Consider the following 16,535-nt stretch of genomic DNA (forward strand, 5'->3'; position numbering starts at 1 on the left):
ACAACTTCAGCCGCCAGGACAGTCAGTACCGGAAAGTACGACGGCGGCACGCTGGCAGTGCGCCATTCGGCGCCTTTTCATCTTACCCAACCAAGCGGGGGCCGGGATTGTTCCCGGCCCCCGTCAGTTGAAGCGTTACGTTGTTACTTCTGCTTCCATAGGTTGATGTCCGACTCGACGGCGAACTCGTCGATGGCATTGACCTCGTCTGCGGTGAAGTCCAGGTTGTTGATGGCGGACAGGGTGTCTTCAAGTTGCCGGACGCTCGAAGCGCCGACGAGTGCGGATGTCACGGAGGAGCCCTTGCCCTGCTCGCGGAGGATCCAGGCGATGGCCATTTGCGCGAGGGTCTGGCCCCGGCCCTCGGCGATCCGGTGGAGCCCGCGGACGCGGTCCAGGTTCTCGGGAGTGATCATGGCTTCGTCGAGTGACTTGTGCTGCGCTGCCCGGGAATCGGCGGGCACGCCGTTGAGGTAGCGGCCTGTGAGCATTCCCTGGGCCAGCGGCGAGAAGGCGATGCAGCCGGCGCCCACCTGCTCCAGGGCCTCGTACAGGTTGGGGCTGCCGTTCTCGGTCCAACGGTTCAGCATGGAGTAGCTCGGCTGGTGGATCAGCAGCGGCGTGCCCAGTTCCTTCAGGATCCGCGCGGCCTCGAGGGTCTGCTCCGGAGTGTAGGACGAGATGCCCGCATACAGGGCCTTGCCCGAGCGGACTGCGTGGTCCAGGGCGCCCATGGTCTCTTCCATCGGCGTTTCCGGGTCCGGGCGGTGGCTGTAGAAGATGTCCACGTAATCCAGGCCCATGCGCTCCAGGGACTGGTCCAGGCTGGCCAGCAGGTACTTGCGGGAGCCGAAGTTGCCGTACGGGCCCGGCCACATATCGTAGCCGGCCTTGCTGGAGATGATGAGTTCGTCGCGGTACGGCTTGAAGTCGTCCTTGAAGTGGCGGCCGAAGTTGGTCTCGGCGGCGCCGTAAGGGGGACCGTAGTTGTTCGCGAGGTCGAAGTGGGTGACGCCCAGATCGAAGGCGCGGCGCAGGATGGCCCGCTGCACCTCGAAGGGCTTGTCGTCGCCGAAATTGTGCCACAGGCCCAGGGAAATGGCCGGGAGTTTCAGTCCGCTGCGTCCGACGCGGCGGTAGGGCATGGTGTCGTAGCGGTTCTCCGCAGCGATGTAAGTCATATTGACTATCCTGCCAGCCCTGTCTCACATAACAGCACAAAATCGAACTATTAAGCCCGGGGCTGAGGTCCGGCCTAAGGCAATCCACTCACGACGGCGGCAATCGCCTCGTCGTATTGGGGCGCCTGCAGGTAGTCGCTGTGGCTGACCACGAGGAACTGGTAGGTGAAGGGATCCATCTCCTGCGCGTAGATTTCCGATGTGTCCTGCTCCCGCCACATGATGGGAAACCCCAGATAGTCCGTCCGCCGGTAGAGATTCACCCACCGCTTGTCCCCCGCTCCGAGCACATCGGAGAGATTAAGATAATCCGGTCCCGACGGTCCATCCACAGGTTGCCTTTCGCTGGCGGGGCCGCCTGCCGCGCCTAGTCCCGTACGCGAGACTCCCGTCGTTGCGAGGACTGCCGGCCCGAGCAGTTCCGGGAAGAAGCGCCCAAAGTACGCTCGAAGCTGGGTTCCGTATGTCATCAGCCCGACCTGCCGAAACGGAAAGTCCGGCCGCATGGCCCGCAAATGGAAAAGCGCACTCACGGCTATGACTGCCCCGAGGCTGTGTGCGGAGATCACCACTCGTCCAGGTGCCCGCTTGGCTGCATCGTCGCCATCGACCCAGGCCGCGATCCGTGCGGCAAATTCAGGGACCGCCCGTTCGGCATAGCAGGGTGGTCCGAACGGATGTGCAGCCTTGGGCATGAAGCACATGATGTCCCACAGCAGGGCCAATGGTCTGGCATCCTTCTTCGCGGAGGCCACAGCCAAGATCCCAAGCGCCGCTCCCGCCGCCGTCAGCCCCAGTCCTCCGACACCTTCGATGACTCCATAAAGCCAGGTGGCTTTCGGCTCCCACCACTCTTTGAACGTCCCGAGTAGGAGGGCTGCGAATATCCCCGCAAACAGGAGCGTGGCCAGCAGCGAAACAGCGGCTTCTGCCCTGTGCATGAGTGAGGCAAAGCGACGTGCCGCCACGAGCTTCAACCCGGCCAATTCCGCGTCGGGAAGGGGCGGCACAGTATTGGAGTCGACAAGGAGGTCGTCAGTAGCCTGACTGGGAGTATTCCACGCGGTCATCAGCTTTTTTGCCCGTAAGACTGCGAGCAGCACAACGCCGGCGGTGACGATGATGACCACAAACAGCAGTCCGCTGAACTGTTCAAAAACCGAAGGCAACATCAGTGCATCGTGGGCAAAGGGGCCAAACCTCCACATGCCGTCATCGGTGGCGGCCCGCCGCACTAGTGTTCCCTGTAGTAAGGCAGACGTACCACCGACGATTGCGCAGCTGAGGATGGTGGCACTGCCCAGCGCCAACGTTGAGAAGACGGCCACACCTCGGCCTCCCCAGCCGAGAGCTGTCGTGGTATAGCCCTGGCGTTTTGGCCAGAATGACGCGACGATGAGGAGCAGCATGGCAAACATAAGTCCCGCGGGTGCTGTGCCCAGGCCCAAGAACCGCCCTTCCACGCCGAGGTTGCAACTGTACCCCTCCGGACATGGCAGGGCGGATGCCACCAGCGCACCGGCCAGAGCTGCCAAAGCCAGGACACACACGGGAACAATCCAGTTTGCGTGCGGTGTGGACAATATCTCCGGGTTGTCGGAACTGGACCTGACTGTCTCAACGACGGCTGCCAGGATTGCGAGTAATGCGGCTACCCAAACTGCCATCAACGCAAACGCCGCTGGATCCAGGCGCGTGCCGGGAAGCTGCGGCAGGCACCCGGCGAAAAATGAGCCCAAGTTCCCGCACGCCTTCGCGTTGACCCGGGTCCAGACACCATCCCACGAGATAACCGCTGCGATGGTGGCGATGGCGGCCCACACGTGAATCCAGCCGTTGTGGCGAATATCGTCGCGGGCTTTCCAAAGGGTCCGGATCATGAGGACGGGAAGTTTGGGGACGGCAGTTGCCCGCTCCTGTTGCAAAACACCCGCCCCGGCCGTGCCAAGCTGTGGCCGGGAGTGGAAACCCGTTCGGCCCAGATGGGCCACCACAGCCAGGAATCCCAAGCCGAGCAGCGGGCCGAGCGCAAACACTGCGATCCGCTGGCCTCTGGTCCAATCCGCCAAGCCGTCGAGAGCGCCCGGCAACGTAGAACACACCCGGTCCGGATAGGCCCGCTTGTCAGGCGGGAAGCACTGCACCGCGATGAGATCCAGGGTCACCACTGCCAGTGTGACGACAAAAAACAGAGTCAGGAGGAGCGCAAACAGGCGGATTCGGCCCGCCCCGTTCCATCGTTGAATGTTCGACGGGACTGCATCGGCATACTCAAGAATGACGTGCGGGATCTCGGCTGGTGGGGTGGGCGCATCCGCCGTCTGGGACTCAGGCTGAGGCTGCCTCAGTCTGAGAACTGGCATTGGGCGGCTCCAGTAGGCGGAGTTGGTCAGTCCGAACGGCATCAGCAGGAACCACGCTGTCCGGACCGCAGCGTCGGCCACCTTGCCGGCCATTCCTACCCCGGTGAAGCGCGCCAGCCGGCCCCAGGAATACGCCTCAACCACCCGGGGGCTGCCGCCGTTGGCCGCGGGCACCGCAGCCCTCGTCCGCAGCACGGGCCTCGCCCGGTAGAACCCGGCGAGTTCATCGCCCACGGTCTGTTCAACGTCGTCGGGCTTGAGTGACCGCTTCCCCGATCGGAGGAGCTCATGGGGCGGTGTGTTGCGGATGCCATGGATCCGCAATTCAAGCATGGGCGGAACCTTCGACGCGCTATTCGCTGGGTCACCCATGACGGCCTCCATCGCCCGCACACCACCGAGCCGCCCATCACGGCTGGTCAGTACGCGAATAGTACGCCCGGGTAACTCCAGTGTCTACGTTAACTCGAGGTTACTTCTGCCCCAGTAGTCAGAACCGCCCCACTGTGTGCCGGAAGCAGGAACGCATCCCCGTCCAGTAAAGTGTCCTGGTCCGTCGAAAGCAGCACCGTGCCCCGCACACCGTCCACGCGCACCGGCGAGGCCGAGAAATTCAGCACCACCTCCACGGACCCGCGCCGGAAGCGCAGCCAGCCGGCGTCGTCGTCGAACGTCACGTCCGTTTCCGCGAACCCCAGGCCGGCCAGCTCGGGGTAAGCGCGCCGCAGCGCGGTCAACGAGCGGTAGAGCGAGAGGAGGCGCGCATGGTCACCGTCAGCAGCCTCCGCCCAGTTGAGCTTGGAGCGCCGGAACGTTTCGGGATCCTGCGGATCGGGGACGACGGCGGGATCCCACCCCATGCGCTCGAACTCGCGGATCCTGCCCTCCGCCGTCGCCTTGCCCAGCTCCGGCTCGGGGTGCGACGTGAAAAACTGCCACGGGGTGGAGGCGCCGAATTCCTCGCCCATAAACAGCATGGGCGTAAACGGCGAGGTCAGCGTCAGCACCGCGGCCACGGCCAGCGGACCGTACGGCAGGGTCTGGGACAGCCTGTCCCCGATGGCCCGGTTGCCGATCTGGTCATGGTTCTGGCTGCACACCACCAGGGCCGCGGGGTGGACCAGCGAGGTGTTGATGGGCCGGCCGTGATGGCGGCCGCGGAAGCTGGAGTAGCTGCCGTCGTGCAGGAAGCCGTCCTTGAGGACCTTGGCCAGGACGCCGAGGGACGCGAAGTCGCCGTAGTACCCCGCGGTCTCGCCGCTGACGTTGACGTGCACCGCGTGGTGGAAGTCGTCGCTCCACTGCCCGGCGAGGCCGTAGCCGTTGGCGCCGCGGGGGTAGATCAGCCGCGGATTGTTCAGGTCCGATTCCGCGATGAGGGTCTTCGGCAACCTGGTCTCCGCGGAGATGACATCGCCCAGCGCGCCGAGCTCCTCCAGGAGGTGCACGGCCCGCTCGTCGCGCAGCGCGTGGACGGCATCCAGGCGCAGGCCGTCCACGTGATAGTCGCGCAGCCAGAGAGCCGCATTGTCCAGGATGTATTCACGCACGACGTCGGACCCCGGACCGTCGAGGTTGACCGCATCGCCCCACGTGTTGGCGTCGCCCTGCTTGAGGTACGGGCCGAATCTGGACAGATAGTTGCCGCTGGGGCCCAGGTGGTTGTAAACCACATCCTGGATGACTCCCAGCCCGGCGGCGTGGGCGGCGTCCACAAAACGCTGGTAGGCCGCAGGACCGCCGTAGCCTTCGTGGACCGCGAACCACTGGACGCCGTCGTAGCCCCAGTTGTGGGTGCCGTTGAACCCGTTGACCGGCAGCAGCTCCACAAAATCGATGCCGAGGTCCGCGAGGTAGCCGAGTTTGTCCGCGGCTGCATCGAGTGTTCCCGCGGGCGTGAAGGTTCCCACGTGGAGTTCGTAGATGACCGAGCCGCGCAGTTCCTTCCCCTGCCAGCCGGCGTCCTGCCAGGCGTAGGAGGCTGGATCGTACGTGCGGGACAGCGCGTGGACGCCGTCCGGGAGGCGGCGGGACCGCGGGTCCGGCAGCGGGTTCGTATCGCCGTCGAGCAGGTAGCCGTAATCCACGTCGACGTCCGCCGGCGCGTCCGGCGCGGACCACCAGCCATCTGCGCCGGGGGCTCCCGCCAACTGCTTCATGGGGTATTGGTGCCCGTTGGCGAGCAGCGAGACGGCCGATGCGTCCGGGGCCCAGACATCGAACCGGCCGGAACCGTGGTGCGTCAGGCTCATGTGTTGTCTCCGTTCACGGGCGCGAGAAGCGCCACAGGGTATTGCTGGAGGATGCCGGCCACCGGCACCGGGCCGGGGCCGTGCGTTCGTCCCGTGAGTTCGTCCCGCATGGCGGTGGATAGTTCGACGGCGGTATCCCGCCACCCGCCGGCGCGTTCCAGTCCGACCGGAAGCCGCGTCGCCAGGGTCAAGGCACCAGTTCTGCTGCTGTCCGCCCCGCGGTCGAAGGCCACCAGGTGGTCCGCCGCAGCGTGGGAAGCCAGAACGGGCCGGTAGCCCTGGAAGAGTTCGGGCCGATCCCGGCGGAGGCGCAGCGCCCGGGAGGTCAGAAGCAGTTTCGCGGCCTCGTCGCGGAAGTCCGCCGGACTTGTGCCGGCATCCAGTGCGGCAAGGGCGCTTTCGCGGCGCTTGAAGTCAACTGCCCGCCTATTGTCCGGGTCGGCCAGCGAGCGGTCCCGGAATTCGGTGCCCTGATACACATCGGGGACCCCTGGCATAGTCAGCTGGAGCAGCTTCAGGGACAGCGAGTTGGAAGCGGCAAAGGCATCCGTCCTGGCGACGAAGTCCTCGATCGCCGTGGTGACCCGGGCGTCGTCGAACACTGCATCCACCGCTGCCTTAACCCGTGCTTCGAACTTTTCGTCCGGATCCGTCCAGGTGGTGGAGTTGGCTGCTTCCCGGGCCGCCTTCTCCGCATACGCCTGCAGCCGCTCCCGCGACGCCGGCCACGCACCGATGACGGCCTGCCACAGCAGGTTCTCGAACGGGCCGTCGGGCACCGGGGCGAGCCCGCGAAGCGTGTCCAGAGTTGCGGCCCACTCGTCCGGCAGCTCGGCGATCACGGAGATCCGTGCCCGGGTGTCCTCGCTGCGCTTGGTGTCGTGCGTGGTCAATGTGGTCATGGACAACGGCAGGGACTCCTGGCGCTCGGCCATCCGCCGGTGGAATTCTTCCGGGGCAAGGGAGAAGTGGGACGGGTCCGCTCCCACTTCGGTCAGTGTCCCCAGCCGCGTGTAGCGGTAGAAGGCCGTGTCCTCCACGCCCTTGGCCATCACCATGCCGGACGTCTGCTGGAAACGTCGGCCCAGTTCAGTCCCGGGCTTCAGCAGCAGGGGCAGCAGCACGTCCAGCACATTGGACAGGTCAGGGCGCTGGCGGGCCGCCGCCGCGCAGGCCTCGCGCAGCACGTCCTCACCCGTGGGCAGGTAGGTGCGGTACACGGGGAAGGCCGCGATGACCTGCGCCAGGGCATCGGCCGCGACGTCCTCGGACAGACTCGCGGAAGCGGGAACAAGGCGTGCCAGCCGCAGGATCTCGGACCGCAGCATGCCATCCGCCACGGCACGCTTGGTCCCCAGGATCATGGCCGCATAGTCCGCAGGCTCGCCGGAGCGCAGCTGTGCATCAAGTGCGTCCAACGCAGCCTCGCCGGCCGGGTCCACCAGCAGGCGGTCCAGGTCTGCCAGGGCGTCGTAGCCGGTGGTTCCTTCGCAGGCGAATTCCGCCGGCAGCTCCTCCCCCGGCTCCAAGATTTTTTCGACCAGGACGTAGGCTCCGCCGCTGAGGTCCTTGAGCCAGCGAAGATACCTGGCAGGATCCGCCAGGCCGTCCGGGTGGTCCACACGCAGCCCGTCAACCAGGCCGTCGTCGAACCAGCGCTTCACCTCGGCATGGGCCTGGCCGAAGACCCAGGGGCCCTCCACCCGGATGCCCGCCAGGGTGTTGACCGCGAAGAACCGCCGGTAGTTCAGCTCGCTGTCCGCCCGGCGCCAGGAGACGAGCTCGTAGTGCTGCCGGTCATGCACAGCCCGCGGAGAGTCGCCGTCGGAGTATGAACCTGCGGCCAATGGAAAGCGGTGGCCGTAATAGTGGAGCTCGCCATCTGCAACCTCCAAAAGTCCGAGGTCGTCATCGCTGCCCAGGACGGGGATCCGGATCCGGCCTGCACCAAAGTCCCAGTCGACGTCGAACGCTTCCGCGTAAGGCGAGCCACGCCCTTCCTGCAGCAGCGACCACCACCACGGGTTCTGTGCCGGCGAGGCCACGCCCACATGGTTGGGGACGATGTCCACCAGCACGCCCATGCCGTGCTCCCGCGCGGCCCTCGAAAGGGAAAGCAGCCCTTCCGGTCCACCCCGCTCCGGGTCCACCGCCGACGGATCCGTCACGTCATAGCCGTGATCGGACCCATGTTCCGCCGTCAGGATCGGCGACAGGTAGACCCAATCAACACCCAATGCCTTCAGGTACGGAACGGTCGCAGCCGCATCAAAGAGTGTGAAGCTGCTGCGGATCTGGAGCCGGTAGGTGGACGCCGGAGCCTTCACTTGGCGCCGCCCTTCCGGTGCCCCACTTTCGTGGTCTTCCCGGGCTCGGCCACCATGGGTGTGCTGAGGGACTCGGTCTCGCTCGTGGCGGTCTGCGACAGCGCGGCAAGCGACGCGGCTACGGAATGGTCCGGTTCAACATCGGGAACGGTGTGGGCCCGCAGGACCACCAGCGACTTTGCGTCCACCGGCAGAGCGTCACCGGCCTGGACCGGTTCGGTGTCCGCATTGTGGCCGGCGGTGTCGATGATGATGTCCCAGGCCGGCGCGTACTCGTCGGCCGGCAGGGTGAACTTGACCATGTCATCGTGGGCGTTGAAGTACAGCAGGAAGTTCACGTCCGTGATCCGGCGGCCTCGGGCGTCCTTGCCTCGGATGCCGTCGCCGTTGAGGAATACGCCCACGGAGCGGCCGAAGCCGCTGTCCCAGTCCTCCGGCTTCATGGTGTCGCCGTCAACGTCAAGCCATACGATGTCCGGCAGCCGTTCGCCTTCGCCTCTGCGGACGGGGCGGCCGTCGAAGAACCTGCTCCGGCGGAACGTGGGGTGCTTGGCGCGGAGCGCGTTGACGGCGGCGGTGAATTCAACGAGGGGCTGGTCGATGTTCTCCCAGTTGACCCAGGTCAGTTCCGAATCCTGGCAGTAGCCGTTGTTGTTGCCCTGCTGGGTGCGTCCCATTTCGTCACCGTGCAGCAGCATGGGCACACCCTGGGACAGGAGCAGCGAGGCGATGAAGTTCCGCTGTTGGCGGGCGCGCAGCCCGAGGACGGCGGGATCGTCGGTGGGGCCTTCAGCCCCGCAGTTCCAGGACCGGTTGTGGGATTCGCCGTCGTTGTTGTCCTCACCGTTGGCGTCGTTGTGCTTCTCGTTGTAGGACACCAGGTCGGCAAGCGTGAAGCCGTCATGGGCGGTGACAAAGTTGATGGAGGCCACGGGCCGACGGCCCGAGTGCTCGTACAAGTCGGCGGAGCCGGTGAGGCGGGACGCGAATTCGCCCAGTGTGGCCGGTTCGCCGCGCCAGAAGTCCCGGACCGTGTCGCGGTACTGGCCGTTCCACTCCGTCCATTGCGGCGGGAAGTTGCCCACCTGGTAGCCGCCAGGACCCACGTCCCAGGGCTCGGCGATGAGCTTGACCTGGGACACCACCGGATCCTGCTGGATGAGCTCGAAAAAGGTGGAGAGCTTGTCAACGTCGTAGAACTCGCGCGCCAGGGTGGAAGCGAGGTCGAAGCGGAAGCCGTCCACGTGCATTTCGGTGACCCAGTACCGCAAGGAATCCATGAGCAGCTGCAGCGAGTGCGGCTGGCGGACGTTGAGCGAGTTGCCCGTGCCTGTGTAGTCCATGTAGTGCTTCTCGTCGCCCTCCATCAACCGGTAGTAGGAGGCGTTGTCGATGCCCTTGAAGGACAGGGTGGGGCCCAGATGGTTGCCTTCGGCGGTGTGGTTGTACACCACGTCCAGGATCACTTCGATGCCTGCGCGGTGCAAGGTGCGGACCATCGCCTTGAAGTCCTGGACCTGATGGCCGGAGTCGCCGGTGGAGCTGTAGGTGTTCTGCGGCGCGAAGAAGCCGATGGTGTTGTAGCCCCAGTAGTTGCTCAGGCCCTTGTCCTGCAGGTTTCCCTCGTTAACGAACTGGTGCACCGGCATCAGCTCGATCGCGGTGATGCCCAGCTTCTGCAGGTGCGCGATGACGGACGGGTGTGCCACGCCGGCGTAAGTGCCGCGCTGCTCCTCGGGGATCTCCGGGTGGAGCTGGGTCAGGCCCTTGACGTGGGCCTCATAAATGACCGACTTGTGGTACGGAATGCGCAGGTTGTGGTCGCCGTCCCAATCGAAGAACGGGTTGATCACCACGCCCATCATCATGTGCGGCGCGGAGTCCTCATTATTGATGGAGTCCGGCTCGCCCAGGTTGTAGGAGAAGAGCGCCGGGTCCCAGTCCATCTGCCCGTGCACGGCCTTGGCATACGGGTCCAGGAGCAGTTTGTTGGGGTTGAAGCGGTTGCCGGAGTCCGGGTCGTAGGGCCCGTGGACGCGGTAGCCGTATTTCTGGCCGGGCTGGACCTGCGGGATGTAGCCGTGCCAGACGTAGCCGTCCACCTCGTCGAGCCTGAACCGGGTTTCCACGCCGTCGTCATCGAAGAGGCACAGCTCGATCTTTTCGGCGCGTTCGCTGAACAAAGCGAAGTTCGTGCCGGTCCCGTCAAAAGTGGCGCCAAGCGGATATGCCGTTCCGGGCCAGATTTCCATTCGTGCTCCTCATCGTTGTTCGACAGCGGGTGCGTGGACACAAAGCCGCCCCTGTCGGTACAAAATCTATGCCTACGGTAGCGGGTGGGTGTGACTATTACGTTTCCGGTCCGCAGGTTTACTAAGCAGGCTGACTTTATGCCAAACGTCTGGTACGGCGTCCGCAATCCGGCCCGCAGTCAGCGGTCCGCCGCCGGAGGCGGCCGCTCCCGCGAGGCCGTGGAGGCTGGCCCCGAGGGCGGCAATAGCCGCCCAGCGCTCGTCCGGATCGATGCCCGCATCACGGAAGCGCCCGACGTCGGGCCCCAGTTGGGCGAGCAGCGCACCGATGATCCCGGCCAGGACGTCGCCGCTTCCGGCGGTGGCGAGCCACGCCGTGCCGTCCGCCTGGCTGTAGAAATCCTGGAAGGGCGACGCGACCAGGGTGGTGGCACCCTTCAGCAGCACGGTGGCCTCGGTGAGCACGGCGGCATGCCGGGCCGCGCCGAGGGTGGAGGACTCGACGGCGGTACGGTCCGGGGCGGGATCAAAGTCCGGGCTGTCCGGGGACGAGGCGAGCCGCTGGAGGAGGGCCGCCAGCTCGCCGGCGTGCGGCGTGAGAATCACCTGCGGCGCCAGGACCGCAGGCAGGGCGGGCAGCGCCCCGGCGTCGGCGATCACGGGCAGGCCGGATTCCACGGCGTCACGGGCGTGCCGGAGCTGTTCAGTATCGCCCGGACCCATGCCCGAACCCACCAGCCACGCCTGGACGTGCGTCTCACCGACAGAGCCCGTGGTGCACACAACCTCCGGGCACGACTGCCGCACCAGGTCGGCCACCTCGGGCGGGCCCAGGTAGCGGACCATCCCCGCGCCGGCAGCCAGCGCACCCCGGCAGGCCAGCACGGCGGCGCCGGGATAGTCGGCGGATCCGGCCACGACGCCCAGGACGCCGCGGGAATACTTGTGCGAGCGCCTCCCGGGCTGGGGCAGGAGCCGGGCGAGCTCCACCGGCTCAAACCTGCGCAGCGCCGGCCAGGGCAGCTCGTCTTCGATGCCGATAGGCACCACGTGGACGCGGCCGGCGTGATCGGCGCCAGGGTCCGCCAGGAGCCCCACCTTGGCCGCGGCGAAAGTGACGGTCACATCCGCGGACAGGACCGGAGCATGGGCTTCCCCGGTGTCGGCATCAACGCCGCTGGGGATATCGCAGGCAACCACAATCCCCGGGTCCCCGGCCAGCAGCCGCAGATCCGAAAGGCCGCTCACCAGGCCGGCTGCAGCTCCGCGAAGGCCGCCGCGGGCGCCCGTCCCCAGGATTGCGTCAATTACGACGTCGGCACCCGCCACGTGTGCGGCCAGCTGGCTGGCGTTGGATTCGGTGAGGAGGTGTACGCGCCCCCCGGCGCGCTCAAAGGCAGCCTGCGCCTCGGCATGGGCCGTTCCGGCGGTGAGCACCGCCGTCGTACGCATCCCCCTGGCGGCCAGGAACGAGGCGGCGAAGAGGCCGTCTCCCCCGTTGTTGCCCTTGCCTGCGAGGACGGCCACGCTGGCGCCGTAAAGCCGCCGCCTGCGTGCCTGAAGCTCGTGGACCACGGCGTTGGCGAGCCCGTGGGAGGCCCGCTGCATCAGGACATCGCCCATCCCGGCAGCCAGGAACGGCTGTTCTGCCGCCCTGATCTGGGTTCCGGTATAGGCGCTGATCATGGTGTCAGGTCCGTCGTTGGGCGGAGCAGTAGGTGGCTCAGCCTTCGGCCAGGACCGTGGCGGTGGCAATGCCGCCGTCGTGGCTCATGGAGACGTGCCAGCGTTTGACGCCCTTGGACTCGGCCACCGCCAGGACCGTGCCTTTGACCTGGATAGTGGGGCCGTGCTGGTCCAGGCCGATCCAGCAGTCCTGCCAGTTCATGCCGGCCGGCGCGCCGAGGACCTTGGCCACGGCCTCCTTGGCAGCGAACCGCGCGGCCAGGGAGCGGGTGTTCAGCTCACGTTCCGCGGGCACGAACAGCCGGTCCCGGAGCCCCGGGGTGCGCTCAAGCTGGCGGCCGAACCGCTCGATGTCTACAACGTCTACGCCAATGCCAACGATCATGGCGCTATTCTACGGGGACGCTCACCGCCTGCCGTGCACAACCTGCGGCATAGGCCCCCTTGCCCGGACGCTAGTGCCGTAGACTCGCGTGTGCTCAAGGACTGTCGAGCTCGTGTGAGGACGGACGGGAATGGTGCACCACCGACTGAAGAAGCATGACTGTACTCTTCACACCGCTGATGTTGTCGAGCGCCTGGGACTCCTCGTGCCATGCATCGCGGAGGAGGAGGTCGGACCGGTTCGGCCGGCCGAGTTGGCGGACTGGATCTCCGTCGAGGCCGAGGACGAACCCGAGATCGCCAAACACGGCTGGCTGGTGGAACTGGACGACGGGGTCGGTCTGCTCGTTCGCCCCGATCACGACGATCTGGCGGACCTGTTGGGAGAGCAGGTCGGTGTCCGCTCGGTTGTCCAGCTCGATCGCGAAGTGTTCGCCGTCGAAGCGCCCCGGTTGTGTGCCGATGGACTGCGCGCAGCCGTTATGCAGGCCGTCGCTGCTGCCAACAGCAGGGCCCATAACCCGCATCCGGCGGGTCAGCCGGGCGCCCCGGCCGGAGACGGCGTCGCCCCGCCCGACCCAGGCGCCACGGTTCAGACAACACAGCAGGCACAGATCGTGGAACCTCCCGAGGACGACGACCTGTGCCGGCTGGTCTCCGGAGACGCCGCCAGTGACGGCCAGAGAGTTCAAATATGGGTCAACCGGAACGGCATCCTCATCCTGCCCGCCGGCACCATCCCGCACGGCCCCCTGGACCACGGCGAGAACCCACACTTTCAGCGCGCCACCGTTACGTCAGCTCGTGCGTCCGAACTTGCAAAGCGCCATGCAGGGAGATGGATCCCCTATTCCTCCCTCAGCGACGTCGGGCTGCTCCGCCCCGGGCTGGTGCGGCGTCGCTGGAGAGCTACCGTCGTCGAGCGAAGTGGCGCTTCTGCCTCGTTGAGCTGGCGAGGTACCCGTCCACACGCCCTGCTATTCGGGGTCTACGTCGTCGCCGGGCGCAGCCGCGGACCGGTGGACGGACTGCCCTAAGAGGGAGGGGCGAGCCGGGTAATAAACGGACGCCCCGAGCCTAAGGCTCGGGGCTTCCGTTTCGCTTGGTACCGACCGGCTCTTGGCCAGCTGGTCCGCGGTTACTCTACGGTGACGCTCTTGGCGAGGTTGCGGGGCTGGTCCACGTCGTAGCCCTTGGCCGAGGCGAGTGCCAGGGCGAAGATCTGCAGCGGGACGGTGCTGAGCAGCGGGGCCAGCAGCACGGGGGTTTCCGGGATGTAGAAGACGTGCTCGGCGTAGGCCTTGACTGCTTCGTCGCCCTCTTCGGCGATCACGATGGTCTTGGCGCCGCGCGCCCGGACTTCCTGGATGTTCGAGACCACCTTGGCGTGCAGGGAGTCGCGGCCGCGCGGGGACGGGACCACCACGAAGACGGGCTGGCCTTCCTCGATCAGCGCGATCGGGCCGTGCTTGAGTTCACCGGCGGCGAAGCCCTCGGCGTGGATGTACGCGAGCTCCTTGAGCTTCAGCGCACCTTCCATGGCCACCGGGAAGCCGACGTGGCGGCCCAGGAACAGCACAGACTTCGCGTCGGCCATGGACACGCCGAGTTCCTTGATTTGCGCCTCGTTGTCCAGGATTCGCTGGATCTTGGCCGGGATCTTGTTCAGGTCCGCCAGGATGTCCTTGATCTCGCCCTGGAACTTGTTCCCGCGCAGCTGCGCCAGGTACAGGCCCAGCAGGTACGCGGCCGTGATCTGGGCCAGGAACGCCTTGGTGGAGGCCACGGCGATTTCGGGGCCGGCGTGCGTGTACAGAACGGCGTCGGATTCACGCGGGATGGTGGAGCCGTTGGTGTTGCAGATCGAGACCGTCTTGGCGCCCTGTTCCTTGGCGTACCGGACAGCCATCAGGGTATCCATGGTCTCCCCGGACTGGGAGATGGAGACGATCAGGGTGTTCTCGTCCACGATCGGGTCCCGGTACCGGAACTCGTGGGAGAGTTCCACCTCGGTGGCGATCCGGCACCAGTGCTCGATGGCGTACTTGGCCACCTGCCCGGCATACGCCGACGTGCCGCAGGCCAGCACAATGATCTTGTCAACGTTCTTCAGCAGCTGCGGGTCAATGCGGAGCTCATCCAGGGTCAGCCTGCCGTTGACGTCCGAGCGGCCCAGCAGGGTCTGCAGCACGGCGTCGGGCTGGTCATGGATTTCCTTCTCCATGAAGGACGGGAAACCGCCCTTTTCCGCCGATTCCGGATCCCAGTCAACGTGGTATTCCTTGCCCTCGGCCGGGGCGCCATAGAAATCGGTGATCTCCACCGTGTCAGCGGTGATGGTGACAATCTGGTCCTGACCCAGCTCCACCGCACGGCGGGTGTAATCGATGAACCCGGACACGTCCGAGCCCAGGAAGTTCTCGCCCTCGCCCAGGCCCACCACCAGGGGTGAGTTGCGGCGGGCAGCAACCACGACGTCGGGCTGGTCAGCGTGGACCGCCAGCAGCGTGAACGCACCCTCAAGGCGCTGGCAGGCGTACTGCATCGCCAGCGTCAGACCGCCGTCGGACGCAACACCACCGAGCTTGTTGCGGAAAATATCGCCCAGCAGCACGGCCGCGACCTCGGTGTCCGTCTCAGACTCGAACACGTAGCCCTTGGCCACCAGCTCACGTTTGAGCTCGGCGAAGTTTTCGATGATGCCGTTGTGGATCAGGGCCAGCTTGCCGCCGTCGGCCAGGTGCGGATGCGCGTTCTGGTCCGTGGGCCCGCCGTGCGTGGCCCAGCGGGTGTGGCCGATGCCGGTCGTCGTCTCCGGCAGCGGACGCTCCTCCAACTCGGCCAAGAGGTTGCTCAGCTTGCCGGACTTCTTCCGGGACTCGATGGACCCCTCGGAGACCACCGCGACACCTGCAGAGTCGTAACCCCGATACTCCAGACGGCGCAATCCCTCAAGGACTACATCCAACGCACTGTGACCGGCATTCACACGGCCAGCAGAATGGCCCACATATCCAACGATTCCACACATGGGCTCCAGCTTATCGGCAGCGGCGTTGAGATCTAAACTTAGGGTGCTCCATTTCGCTCTCAGCCGCGCGAGGGGCAGAATCTCTAAAGTGACTTCGCAACGCAATGAAGCGAACGGTGAGGGTGTCTCCCCGTTCGTTGAGCTGGACCGCCAGACTTGGTCCCGGCTCGCCGCCCAGATGGAGCAGCCCCTTAACGAAGAGGACATTGTCCGTCTGCGTGGCCTCGGCGATCCCCTGGACATGAAGGAGATCCGTGAGGTCTACCTGCCCCTGTCCCGGTTGCTGCACCTTTATGTGGAGGCCGCGGGCCAGCTTCATTCGGCCACCACCACCTTCCTGGGTGAGCAGACCCAGCGCACCCCGTTTGTCATTGGCGTGGCCGGCTCGGTGGCCGTGGGCAAGTCCACCATCGCCCGCGTGCTCCGGGAGATGCTGCGGCGCTGGCCCGGCACCCCCAACGTTGAGCTGGTCACCACCGACGGCTTCCTCTATCCCCTCGCCGAGCTCAAGCGCCGCCAGCTGCTGGAACGCAAGGGCTTCCCCGAGTCCTACGACCGCCGCGCGCTGCTGCGCTTTGTGAGTGAGGTCAAAGGCGGCGCGGAGGAAGTCCGGGCGCCCTGGTACTCCCACGTTACGTACGACATCGTTCCGGAGAAGGAAGTGGTGGTCCGCCGCCCGGACGTGCTGATTGTGGAGGGCCTGAACGTGCTGGCCCCGGCCCGCCCGCGCCACGACGGCAAGCAGGGCCTGGCCGTGAGTGATTTCTTCGACTTCTCCATCTATGTGGACGCCAAGACCGCCTACATCGAGGAGTGGTATGTGGAGCGGTTCCGCAGGCTCCAGAGCACCGCCTTCGCGCAGCCGGAGTCCTACTTCCACCGCTACGCAACGCTTTCCCCCACCGAGGCCGAGAGCACGGCCCGGGACATCTGGAAGCGCATCAACGAGCCCAACCTGGAGGAAAACGTCCTCCCCACGCGTGGCCGCGCCCAGCTGGTGCTGACCAAAGACGCGGACCACTCCATCCGCCGCATGCTTCTGCGGAAGGTTTAACACAC

General features: G+C 66.1%; 10 protein-coding genes. 2 read left to right on the plus strand and 8 right to left on the minus strand.

What is annotated here, in order from left to right; all coding sequences use genetic code 11:
• Window positions 1-143: 143 nt before the first annotated feature.
• The 7 genes from mgrA to NIBR502772_RS17870 form a co-directional block, all read right to left on the minus strand.
• Complete coding sequence (gene mgrA / locus NIBR502772_RS17840) at window positions 144-1,181, minus strand: L-glyceraldehyde 3-phosphate reductase (RefSeq protein ID WP_141141181.1); 1,038 nt, start codon at window positions 1,179-1,181, stop codon at window positions 144-146.
• A 74-nt stretch (window positions 1,182-1,255) separates the two neighbouring features.
• On the minus strand, window positions 1,256-3,877 hold the full coding sequence (locus NIBR502772_RS17845) for a hypothetical protein (RefSeq protein WP_141141182.1): 2,622 nt from the start codon (window positions 3,875-3,877) through the stop codon (window positions 1,256-1,258).
• Window positions 3,878-4,005: 128 nt separating this feature from the next.
• Entirely contained in the window at window positions 4,006-5,796 is a 1,791-nt protein-coding gene (gene treZ / locus NIBR502772_RS17850; protein WP_210412317.1) for a malto-oligosyltrehalose trehalohydrolase, read from the minus strand.
• The gene (gene treY / locus NIBR502772_RS17855; protein ID WP_141141183.1) at window positions 5,793-8,123 is read right to left on the minus strand and encodes a malto-oligosyltrehalose synthase; all 2,331 of its coding nucleotides are present in this window, start codon (window positions 8,121-8,123) and stop codon (window positions 5,793-5,795) included. Before treY ends, treZ begins: the two co-directional genes overlap by 4 nt.
• Window positions 8,120-10,375, minus strand: coding sequence for a glycogen debranching protein GlgX (glgX, locus tag NIBR502772_RS17860; protein ID WP_141141184.1), 2,256 nt, complete (start codon window positions 10,373-10,375; stop codon window positions 8,120-8,122). Before glgX ends, treY begins: the two co-directional genes overlap by 4 nt.
• 72 nt (window positions 10,376-10,447) lie before the next feature.
• Complete coding sequence (locus NIBR502772_RS17865) at window positions 10,448-12,061, minus strand: NAD(P)H-hydrate epimerase (protein WP_141141185.1); 1,614 nt, start codon at window positions 12,059-12,061, stop codon at window positions 10,448-10,450.
• A gap of 37 nt (window positions 12,062-12,098) precedes the next feature.
• Window positions 12,099-12,446 carry a holo-ACP synthase gene (locus NIBR502772_RS17870; RefSeq protein ID WP_056344245.1) on the minus strand — a complete coding sequence of 116 codons (348 nt, stop codon included), beginning with the start codon at window positions 12,444-12,446 and terminating at the stop codon, window positions 12,099-12,101.
• 130 nt (window positions 12,447-12,576) lie between these two features.
• Here NIBR502772_RS17870 and NIBR502772_RS17875 point away from each other — a divergent pair, with 130 nt between their 5' ends.
• Entirely contained in the window at window positions 12,577-13,482 is a 906-nt protein-coding gene (locus NIBR502772_RS17875; protein WP_141141186.1) for a hypothetical protein, read from the plus strand.
• A gap of 101 nt (window positions 13,483-13,583) precedes the next feature.
• On the opposite strand, the gene glmS is transcribed toward NIBR502772_RS17875, so the two are convergent.
• On the minus strand, window positions 13,584-15,476 hold the full coding sequence (glmS, locus tag NIBR502772_RS17880; protein ID WP_141141187.1) for a glutamine--fructose-6-phosphate transaminase (isomerizing): 1,893 nt from the start codon (window positions 15,474-15,476) through the stop codon (window positions 13,584-13,586).
• 88 nt (window positions 15,477-15,564) lie between these two features.
• On the opposite strand from glmS, the gene coaA reads away from it, so the two are divergent.
• Window positions 15,565-16,530, plus strand: coding sequence for a type I pantothenate kinase (coaA, locus tag NIBR502772_RS17885; RefSeq protein WP_141141188.1), 966 nt, complete (start codon window positions 15,565-15,567; stop codon window positions 16,528-16,530).
• Window positions 16,531-16,535 lie beyond the last annotated feature (5 nt).

Source organism: Pseudarthrobacter sp. NIBRBAC000502772 (assembly GCF_006517235.1).
Classification (GTDB): Bacteria; Actinomycetota; Actinomycetes; order Actinomycetales; family Micrococcaceae; genus Arthrobacter.

Bases quoted from the DNA above. Each gene is read 5' to 3' on its own strand.
- treZ (WP_210412317.1), bottom strand. From the start codon at position 5,796: ATGAGCCTGACGCACCACGGTTCCGGCCGGTTCGATGTCTGGGCCCCG.
- NIBR502772_RS17845 (WP_141141182.1), bottom strand. From the start codon at position 3,877: ATGCTTGAATTGCGGATCCATGGCATCCGCAACACACCGCCCCATGAG.
- glmS (WP_141141187.1), bottom strand. From the start codon at position 15,476: ATGTGTGGAATCGTTGGATATGTGGGCCATTCTGCTGGCCGTGTGAAT.
- mgrA (WP_141141181.1), bottom strand. From the start codon at position 1,181: ATGACTTACATCGCTGCGGAGAACCGCTACGACACCATGCCCTACCGC.
- glgX (WP_141141184.1), bottom strand. From the start codon at position 10,375: ATGGAAATCTGGCCCGGAACGGCATATCCGCTTGGCGCCACTTTTGAC.
- NIBR502772_RS17875 (WP_141141186.1), top strand. From the start codon at position 12,577: ATGGTGCACCACCGACTGAAGAAGCATGACTGTACTCTTCACACCGCT.
- NIBR502772_RS17870 (WP_056344245.1), bottom strand. From the start codon at position 12,446: ATGATCGTTGGCATTGGCGTAGACGTTGTAGACATCGAGCGGTTCGGC.
- NIBR502772_RS17865 (WP_141141185.1), bottom strand. From the start codon at position 12,061: ATGATCAGCGCCTATACCGGAACCCAGATCAGGGCGGCAGAACAGCCG.